Origin of the sequence: Micromonospora sp. WMMA1363 (genome assembly GCF_030345795.1) — a bacterium.
Lineage (GTDB): Bacteria > Actinomycetota > Actinomycetes > Mycobacteriales > Micromonosporaceae > Micromonospora.
In genome coordinates this window covers 5,776,818-5,786,018 of sequence record NZ_JAUALB010000001.1, presented here as the reverse complement: position 1 = coordinate 5,786,018, position 9,201 = coordinate 5,776,818, and the positions used below count along the sequence as shown (strand labels likewise).

The window sequence follows — 9,201 nt, the reverse complement described above, 5'->3', positions numbered from 1 at the left end:
CGCGTCTGCCCCGCGGCCCGCCGAACGGGGCTGCCCGCTGCGCCTTCCTGTCCGCCTGGCCCCCACGGGAGTGGATCGCCGTGACCGCGCCTCGCCTACTCAGTCCCTTCGTGCGCACGCGCACCCGGCTGGCCCTCACCGTCGGCCTCCTGCTGGCCGCCGTCGTCGTGACCCTGCTGCCGTGGTGGCCGGGCACCGACAAGCCCCGGCAGGGAGTCGTCAGCGCCGCGCCGGCGCCGCCCAGGGACGAACGGACCGCCATGACCGAGGCGCTCCGCACCGGCAAGGAGGTGCTGGTCGAAACGGCCACCAGCGCCACCTCGCTCACCTGGGCGCTGCCGAGCGGCGAACTGCGCTCCACGATGCACGCCACGCCGCAGCGGGCGAAGACCGCCACAGGACGGTGGGCACCGGTGGACACCACCCTGACCCGCACCGGGACGAACACACCCGACGGTCTCGACATCCGCCCCGTCAACGCCCCCAGCCCGGTCCGCCTCTCCGGAGGCGGCGCGGCGACCGGGCACACCGACGGCACCGAAAGCGTCCTGGCCGAGGTGGACATCGACGACCACACCATCGCGTACGTCTGGCCCGGACGGCTGCCGGAGCCGGTGCTCGACGGCCCCCGCGCGCTCTACCCCGATGTGCTCGCCGGGGTGGACCTGCTCGTCGTCGTCCGCGATGACGGCAGCGTCGCCCAGCTGCTGATCGTCAAGGACCGCGCGGCCGAAACGATCAAGTCGGTCGGCTCGGTGACCTACGGCCTGCGGTCGACGACCGCGATCTTCCGGCACGACGCGACCGCAGGCAGCGTCCGGGTCCTCGACCGGGCCGGCGACGAGATCGGCTCCATCCCCACGCCGTTCGCCTGGGACTCGGGCGGCCGCGAGTCCCGCGAGGACAGCCCCCGCACCACGGTCGACACCCCCGCCGACGTGCTGAACCTGTCCGGCCTCAGCGGCAGCGAACTGGGTGCCCACGAGTCCCGCATCCCCACCCGCCTCGACGGCAACGGCACCGGCGACACCCGCCTGCACCTGGACACGGCCGCCACCGGGCTGCTCACCAGTCCCGACACGATCTTCCCCGTCTTCCTGGACCCGACCCTCAACAGCGGCATGCTCGCCTGGGCAACCGTCTACGCGCAGCACCCCAACACCAACACCTGGAACGGCACCAACTTCAACAACGGCACCACGGTCGCCAGGGTCGGCTACCAGGAGCGCACACCGCTGCGGACCCGCTCCTTCTGGCGGATGGGCTTCACCAGCGCCCTCCGGGGCGCGACGGTGAGCGCGGCGACCTTCAAGGTGCTGAACACCCACTCCTGGAACTGCAACGCCCGGGAGATGCAGCTCTGGCGCACCGACTCGATCTCCTCCAGCACCACCTGGAACGCGCAGCCGCCCTGGCGGGCGCTGCAGCAGAAGCGCTCGTTCGCCCACGGCTACGGCAGCAGCTGTGACGACGACTACGTGAGCTTCAACGTGAAGGACGCCGCCCAGGACGGCGCCGACTACGGCTGGCCGAACATCCACTTCGGCATGCGCGCCACCAACGAGTCCGACACGGTCACCTGGCGCAAGTTCCGGGCGAACTCCGCGACCTTGTCCGTCACGTACAACCGCCGACCCAACACCCCGACGAGCGTCACCAGCTCGCCCGGCGGCGCCTGCAAGACCAGCCCGGGCGGCGTCACGGTCGCCAAGAAGGACATCACCCTGTCGGCGACCGCCAGCGACCCCGACGGCAACCTCAAGCGCCTGCGCTTCCGCTTCTGGAAGAGTGGCACGGCGACTCCCGCCGGCACCCCGGTCACCACCACCAGCGCCGGCAAGGCCAGCCTGACCATTCCCGGGACCACCCTGGTCGACAAGGGCGTCTACCTGTGGGACGTACGCGCCGAGGACACCTCCAACGCGACCTCCAACTGGTACCCGTCCAACAGCACACAGTGCCGGCTGACCGTCGACGCCACCAAACCCGCGGCCCCGACCGTCACCAGCAGCGTCTTCCTGGAAGCCACCCCCGACGGCGCGACCTGGGCGACGGTCACGTTCGGCGAGACGGGTGCGGTCACCTTCACCGCCACCGACGCGGTCAGGTTCGACTACGCTCTCGACCGCGTCAACTGGGCATCGGTGAACGCCACCAACGGCACCGCGACCGTGTCCGCCCTGCGACCACGGCACACCGGCCCCACCAGCCTGCGGGTGTACGCGAACGACGCGGTCGGCAACAAGAGCGACGCCACCGACTACGACTTCTACGTGCCGCCCCGCGACACCGCCGACGGGCCGGGTGACACGGGCGGCGACGGAATACCCGACCTGCTGATCATCGACTCCGGCGGCAAACTCCGCAGCTACCCCGGTGACGTGGACGGCGAGCTGAACGCCGGGCAGGACGGCTCCTACACCGGCGACGGCACGCTCCACCCGCCGGGCCACTGGTACGACCCGGACACCGGCACAGTCGCGCTGATCACCAAGCACTCCGACGTCTACCCCGGCGACGGCAGCACCGACCTGTTCGCCCGCACCCCGGACGGCGGCTTCTGGCTCTACCCCGGTGACGGGTACGGCACCTTCAACGTCGACGACCGGCAGCGGGTGCTGCTCCCCGCCGGCGCACCGGACCCGGCGACCTGGATCCAGATCAAGGCGCTCGGCGACGTCACCGGCGACCAACACGCCGACCTGTTCCTGCGGGCCGAAGACGACTTCTGGATGCTGAGCGGTTACACCGGGGCGAGCTTCCAGGAGGCGATCCTGATGCACCCTGGCGTGTGGGACCGCCGGGAGATCGTCAACGTGGCGGACATCGACCTGGACGGCACGCCGGACCTGCTCTGGCGCGACCTGAACAACGGCTACATGTTCCTGCGCCACGGCAAGCCCGGCCCGGTCGCCGGCAGCGTGGACCTCAATTCGCTCAAGCTGGGCGTCAACTCCCGCGACGGCGACGTCTCGTACGGCGGCAACTGGACCGAGACCAACACCACCGCCGTCCTCGGCATCCCGGACATCAACGGGGACGACGTTCCGGACCTCTGGGTCCGGCGATCGGACGGGAAGATCTGGATCTATCACCCGGGCACCACCGGCACCGGAGGCCCGAAGCAGGCCGCCATCACCAGCGACTGGCGCAGCGTCAAAGCCTTCGGCTGAGTGCACGCCACGAGGGACCTGGGCAGTCGCTGTCGCTGTCCGGGCCCCTCGCGCCGGCGGCCACGGCCGGCCGGTCAGGGCTCCCCTGCCGCCACCACCCCATGATCGACAGGGGTGGAGGGGAGACCGCGGGCCGGTTAGGGTGCCGGGTATGGATGGTGACGGGCAAGGGCGGTTGCCGCGCCGGGTCGACGTCGTCGTCGTCGGCGCCGGGCACAACGGACTGGTGTCGGCGATCCTGCTGGCCCGGGCCGGGCTCGACGTGCTGGTGCTGGAGGCCGCCGACGTCATCGGTGGGGCGACCCGCACCGAGACGCCGTTCCCCAACGTGCCGGAGCTGCGGCACTCCACCGGGTCGTACCTGCTCGGGCTGATGCCGCCGGAGCTGCTCGCCACGCTCGACGTCACGATCCCCGTGCTGCGCCGCGACCCGCACTACTTCCTGCCCACGCCGGGCGGCGTCGGCTCGCCCTACCTCCTCTTCGGCAGCGACACCGCCGCGACCCGCAAACAGCTCGCGGAGTTCTTCTCCCCGGCCGACGTGGCCGCCAACGACGCGCTCCAGGCCGAGCTGGCCGCGCTCCGCGAGGACCTGGCACCCGCCTGGCTGGCCGAGCCGCTGCCGGTCGAGGAGACCGCCGAGCGGTACGTCCGGCCGGCCCTGCGGCACGTCTTCGTCGACCTGGTACGCGGCTCCGTCGCCGACCACCTGGCCCGCTTCGAGTTCCGCTCCGAGCTGCTGGTCAGCATGTACGCGGTGACCGACGGTCTGTCCGGCGTCAACGCCGGCCCGGACGACCCCGGCACCGGGCACAACTTCCTGGTGCACAACATGTGCCGGCTACCGGGCTCGGACGGCACCTGGATGATCGCCGAGGGTGGGATGGGCACCGTCTCGCGCACCTTCGCCGACGCCGCGCGGTCCGCCGGCGCGACGATCCTCACCGGCACTCCGGTCACCGCGATCACCCTCGACGGCGGCGCGGCGTCCGGCGTGAGGCTCGCCGACGGGCGGGAGGTCGCCACATCGGTGGTGCTGGGGGCCGGCGACCCGTACCGACTGATGGAGCTGCTGCCCGACGGCGCGCTGCCGGCGTCGCTCGCCGAACGGATGGCGGCGGTCCGCCGCCCCGGCACCACGCTGAAGCTCAACCTGGCACTCACCGGGCTGCCGCGGTTCACCTGTCTGCCCGAGGGCGCACCGAGCCCGTTCGGCTCCACCATCCACCTACTGCCCGGCTCGGCCGGCCTCGTCGGGGACGCGGGCCGGCTGGTCGGGGCCCACCCGACCGCCCCGGCCCAGGTCGGCACCACCGACTCGCCGATGGCCGCGCTGCGCGGCATGTGGGCCGACGTGCGGGCCGGGCGCCTGCCGCCGGAGCCGACCATCGAGTGGTACCTGCACACCACCGTCGACCCGTCGCTCTCCGACACCGCCGGGCACCACTCGTCGGCGCTGTTCGTGCAGTCGGTGCCGTACGAGCTGGCCGGCACCACCTGGGACGCGGCGCTCCCCGGCTACGTCGAGAGGCTGATCGCGACCTGCGAGCGGTACGCTCCCGGCACCGCCGACCTGATCGCCGACGCGGTGCCGCTCCCCCCGCCCGGCATCGAGGCGCACTTCGGGATCACCGGCGGGCACATCCACCACGTCGACAACACCGTCTCGTTCACCGACCGGATGCCGTACGCCACCGGGATCGACGGCGTGTACGCGGGTAGCGCCGGCTGCCACCCGGCGGGCAGCGTGATCGGCGCCGCCGGCCACAACGCCGCCCGCCGCGTCCTGTCCGACCTGAGACGGTAGGCAGGGGCGCCTGACGCCCGCGGTGTGGCACGGCGTCGCGTTCGACACCTCACCCCGGCTCGCCGACCTCCCGCCCGCAGGGCGGGAGGTCGCCGGGGCCGCGGATGAGGTAGACCGCCACCAGCAGCAGGTAGGACAGCAGACTGAGGATCGGGTCGACGAAGACGATGGCGAAGGCGACCAGGTAGAGCGCCGGGCGGAGAAGGAACCGGCGGGACACCGACGCCGCCAGCCGGGGATCGAGGTCCGGGTGCAGCAGGCCGCGCCGGCGGGCCCACCACCAGCCCAGATTGAAGAAGAGCGCCTCGCCGAGCACGGTGCCGACATAGATCGCCGCCGACAACCGCTGGTCCGACTGGCTGCCCCGGAAGTGGTCCGAGAGCTGGTTGGCGGTGAACGGGATAGCCGCCACGAACATCAGCATCAGCAGGTTCAGCACCAACAGCAGCTGGTCGACCCGGACCACGTACCGCCACATGTTGTGGTGGGTCAGCCAGATCTGGCCGACGATGGCGTACGTGATCACGTAGGCCAGGAAGGCCCGCCACTCGTGCGCGAGCCGCGCCGCCAACTCCCCGTCGCCCGGTCCACTCGGGCTGAACTGGAGCAGCTCCACCGCCATCAGGGTCAGCGCGACAGCGATCACGGCGTCACTGAACGTCTCCACCCGGCCCGCGTCCCGGGCCATCTCGCTGTGCCGCCGAAACCGGTACCCTGGCCGCCCACCCGCCTGCGTCACGCCACCCCCGCCTCTGCCGGATCCGCCGACCCGATCGTCACCCGGCGGGGGCGGCGTGCGTGGGATAACCGCCCTAGCTGACCGTTTCCTGGGCGACGGTGTCCGCGTCGGCCCGGTGGGCTCGGATCTTGTGGCCGACACTGGTCAGGCACCGCCCGCTGGCCAGGTCGAACCGCCAGCCGTGCAGCTGGCAGGTGAGCTGGTCGCCCTCGACGATGCCGAACCGGCTCAGGTCGGCCTTGAGGTGCGGGCAGCGACGCTGCACCACCCAGCCGTCCAGCATGATGTCCTCGGCGTCGACGGCCCGCTCGTGCTCGTCGTACCAGCCCTCGGCGTACTGGAGCCGCTCCTCCGACAGGCACTTGAAGAACGCGTAGACGAACTCGTTGTACTGTCCGATCCGGGCCGCCGAGAAGCGGCACGACAGAAACAGCGAGTTGACCCAGTCCACCTCGCCGATGTGCAGCAGGTGCTCGATCAGCACCCGCTCGGTGCGGAACCGGTAGCGAACCTTCTCATCCGCGTACGGCCGAACCTCCTTGCCCGGGAAGTCCACCACGATCGACTCGACCGTCTCACCGCCCGAGTCGTCGGTGCCGACCAGGTCGAAACGGACCGGGCCGCCGACACCCTTGGCCAGATAGATCGACTCGTCCAGCAGCGGCTCGATCCGACGCTTCATCTCGCCGAGCACGTCGACCTCGGGGTGCCGCCAGGACTTCCGCTCCGCCTCGATGATCGGGCGCTTCCGCTCCCTCATCTCCTCCAGGTGGGCGACCTTGTTGGCGAAGAACTCCTCCACCGGCATCGGATGGGTGGTGCTCGCCCCCTCGGTGGTGATCTCCGTGACGCTGCCCGGCAGCAACACGATGCCGTTGGTGCCGCCGACCTTGGCGTACTCGGACAGGAAGACCGACTGGTCGGGGAAGATGTTGCCCTCGTCGTCGAAAATGTCGTTGAACTGCCACAGTTCGTCGTCGAGGAAGCAGGGCGGGCCGGCGATCGGGAAGACGTGGTCGGCCTTCAGGTCGTCGATGTAGCGCCAGGTGCGGTCGAACTGCCGCTCCCGCTTCTGCTTGCCGAACGCGGTCTTCGCCGCTTGCGGCAGCTCGTAGACCATCGGGTACCAGATCGCGCCGGAGAACTGGAGCATGTGCGCGTGCACGTGGCCCAGTTCGGTGAAGACGCTCAGGTCGGTCGGCCGGGCGTCGTTCTGGTTGAGTAGCCGCACCCCGTCGTACTCGACCCACAGCGAGGAGTCACCGATCGGGCCGTCGGTCGGGCTGGTCAGCGCCTGGATCATGATCTTCAGGCCGCCGGGCAGCTCCACGACCTGCTCGTTCGGTGCCTTGAGGAACTTCGTGAAGCCCAGCGCCCGCAGCTCGTCCGCCATCTCCGAGGTGGGGAACTCGGGCAGCAGCACCGTGGCGTCCTTCGAGACGAAGTCCCGCAGGTGCGTGGCGTCGAAGTGGTCCCGGTGCAGGTGTGAGACATACAGGTAGTCGACCTGGCCCAGGGCCGCCCAGTCGAGCTGGGAGTTGTCGGGGAACGGGAACCACGAGGCGAAGTACGCCGGATTGACCCACGGATCGCACAGGATGCTGCCCGCGGGGGTGTCGATCCGCATGCTCGCGTGCCCGGTACCGGTCACTCGCACCGCAGTTCCCCCTCAGAAAGACAAAAAGGTGTACGTCAGAACGCTACCGGAGCCACTCTGACCGCCGCCCCGCGACGCCGGTAGTGCCGGTGTGCCCGCGCCGAAGCCGGCCGTTCGGCCCGATCCTGTCGGTCAGCACGCTGGCCAGGTCGGTGTTGGTGGCGAATCCGACGCGTACCGGGGCCCGGGTGGCCCGCGCCGGCCAGACCTGCCGGGCCCGCTCGGCAGCTCCGGTCGTCCGCGCGGGGTCGTCCGGCCCCAGTCGTCCGGCCCCATCAGGCCGGACCCAGCGCCAAGCCCCACGTGCGGCGTGCCAGACTAGCCGGAGATCCGATCGCGAGGGAAGGACCGACAGTGGCAGGAAGCGAGCCGGTAACGGCCCCGGACCAGCACAAGCCGGGGCACCGCAAGTCCGGGCGGATCGGCGCGGTGGTCGTCGCGCTGGCGCTGCTGGCGATGCTCTGCGGCAACCACGAGGGCAGGGTCGAGGACATCTGGCTGATCGGCCTCGCCGTCCTGCTGCTGGTCATCGTCATCGGCGACACCGTTCTGCGGCGCAACGGACTGCGGTCGTAGGCCGACCGCGCTCGCACCGGCAAGACATCCGCGAGGGCCCGCTCCCGGTTGGGTTGGGAGTGGGCCCCCGCGGTCAACGGCCGAGCAGGATGTCCTGCACTTCCTTGAGGGCGGCATCGACCTCCGCCTCGAAGTATCCGCCCTGGACCAGACCGAAGCGCAACGTGTCCAGCTCGCGAGGGTTCACCGGCAACGGGTTACGCCCCTGCATCCCGCCGAGCAGGCTCTCGAAGAACCGGTCGACCTGGTCCGGGTCGTACCCGCTACCGAACCGGCGGACCTGGAATCCCCTGCGGATCTGGTCTACCCGGTAGAGGTCACTGCCGGGCGGACCGGCCATCGGCGGACCGGCCATCGGCGGACCGGAAACCGCCGGCGGAGCCGCCATCGGGCCACCGAAGCCCGGCTGCGGCTGCCCGGGCGGCCCCGCCACCCCCGGGCCCCGCTGGTCGCGCTCGGGCAGCCGGACCTCAGCGGTCATGTCGGCCCGCCCGTGCCGGCCGGCCTCGAAACCGTCGAAGCGCTGCTCGTCCGGACCGTACCCACCCGGGCCGTACCCACCGGGACCAGAATCCGGGCCGTACCCACCCGGACCAGAATCCGGACCGTACCCACCCGGACCAGAATCCGGACCGTACCCACCCGGACCAGAATCCGGACCGTACCCACCCGGACCAGCCGGCAGGCCGCGCGACGGCGGACCGCCGTGAGCCATCGGTGCCGTTGGACCACCGGGACCACGGGCCGGCTCGTAGCCACCGCGGGGGGCGTCGTAGTTGCCGGCGAAGGCACCGGTGGGCTCGTCGTAGCGGCCGTAGCGATCAGCCCCGGACTGCGTCGGCATGACCCGGGGCGGCATCGGCTGCGGCACCGGAGACATGCCGCGCTCATCGCGCACCGGCGGGCCCATCCGCTCCGGGGGGCCCATCCGCTCCGGGGGGCCGAGCCGGTCGGGTAGCCGGGGATCGCCGCCGCTGCCAGCCGGGCCACCGCGCTCCTCCAACTCGGCGAGCTGCCGCTCGACCCGGTCGAGGTGCAGGTCGACCTGCCACTCGTCATAGCCGTTGAACCGGACCCGGAAGACGACGTCGTGGACCTCCTGCGAGGACACGGGCGCGCCCACCGGCTGTCCGGCCAGCGTGGCCTCGACACGGTCGAGGAAGGCATCCACCTCGTCGACCTTGTATCCCCGGCGCAGCGCCTTGCGCCGGAAACGCTGACCCTGACTTGCCACTATGTCTCCTGGTCT

6 protein-coding genes are annotated in these 9,201 nt (G+C 71.2%); 3 read left to right on the top strand and 3 right to left on the bottom strand.

The features are described 5' to 3' along the window. The first annotated feature begins 80 nt into the window (after positions 1 to 80). The gene (locus QTQ03_RS26915; RefSeq protein ID WP_289280469.1) at positions 81 to 3,173 is read left to right on the top strand and encodes a hypothetical protein; all 3,093 of its coding nucleotides are present in this window, start codon (positions 81 to 83) and stop codon (positions 3,171 to 3,173) included. A gap of 151 nt (positions 3,174 to 3,324) precedes the next feature. Next, positions 3,325 to 4,980 carry a phytoene desaturase family protein gene (locus QTQ03_RS26910; protein ID WP_289280468.1) on the top strand — a complete coding sequence of 552 codons (1,656 nt, stop codon included), beginning with the start codon at positions 3,325 to 3,327 and terminating at the stop codon, positions 4,978 to 4,980. Positions 4,981 to 5,029: 49 nt separating this feature from the next. Here QTQ03_RS26910 and QTQ03_RS26905 read toward each other — a convergent pair whose 3' ends face one another. Continuing rightward, on the bottom strand, positions 5,030 to 5,668 hold the full coding sequence (locus QTQ03_RS26905; RefSeq protein ID WP_289280467.1) for a TMEM175 family protein: 639 nt from the start codon (positions 5,666 to 5,668) through the stop codon (positions 5,030 to 5,032). Positions 5,669 to 5,792: 124 nt separating this feature from the next. Next, positions 5,793 to 7,376 (bottom strand): Rieske 2Fe-2S domain-containing protein, encoded by a 1,584-nt coding sequence (locus tag QTQ03_RS26900; protein ID WP_289280466.1) that lies wholly within the window; start codon positions 7,374 to 7,376, stop codon positions 5,793 to 5,795. A 354-nt stretch (positions 7,377 to 7,730) separates the two neighbouring features. Here QTQ03_RS26900 and QTQ03_RS26895 point away from each other — a divergent pair, with 354 nt between their 5' ends. Further along, positions 7,731 to 7,952: a DUF2631 domain-containing protein gene (locus QTQ03_RS26895; protein WP_289280465.1), complete on the top strand. Its 222-nt coding sequence runs from the start codon at positions 7,731 to 7,733 to the stop codon at positions 7,950 to 7,952. 73 nt (positions 7,953 to 8,025) lie between these two features. Here QTQ03_RS26895 and QTQ03_RS26890 read toward each other — a convergent pair whose 3' ends face one another. Next, positions 8,026 to 9,186 (bottom strand): DivIVA domain-containing protein, encoded by a 1,161-nt coding sequence (locus tag QTQ03_RS26890; RefSeq protein WP_289280464.1) that lies wholly within the window; start codon positions 9,184 to 9,186, stop codon positions 8,026 to 8,028. Positions 9,187 to 9,201 lie beyond the last annotated feature (15 nt).

What these genes read in the sequence shown, in the direction of transcription:
- QTQ03_RS26910 (WP_289280468.1), top strand. Translation starts at nt 3,325, where the DNA reads ATGGATGGTGACGGGCAAGGGCGGTTGCCGCGCCGGGTCGACGTCGTC.
- QTQ03_RS26905 (WP_289280467.1), bottom strand. Translation starts at nt 5,668, where the DNA reads ATGGCCCGGGACGCGGGCCGGGTGGAGACGTTCAGTGACGCCGTGATC.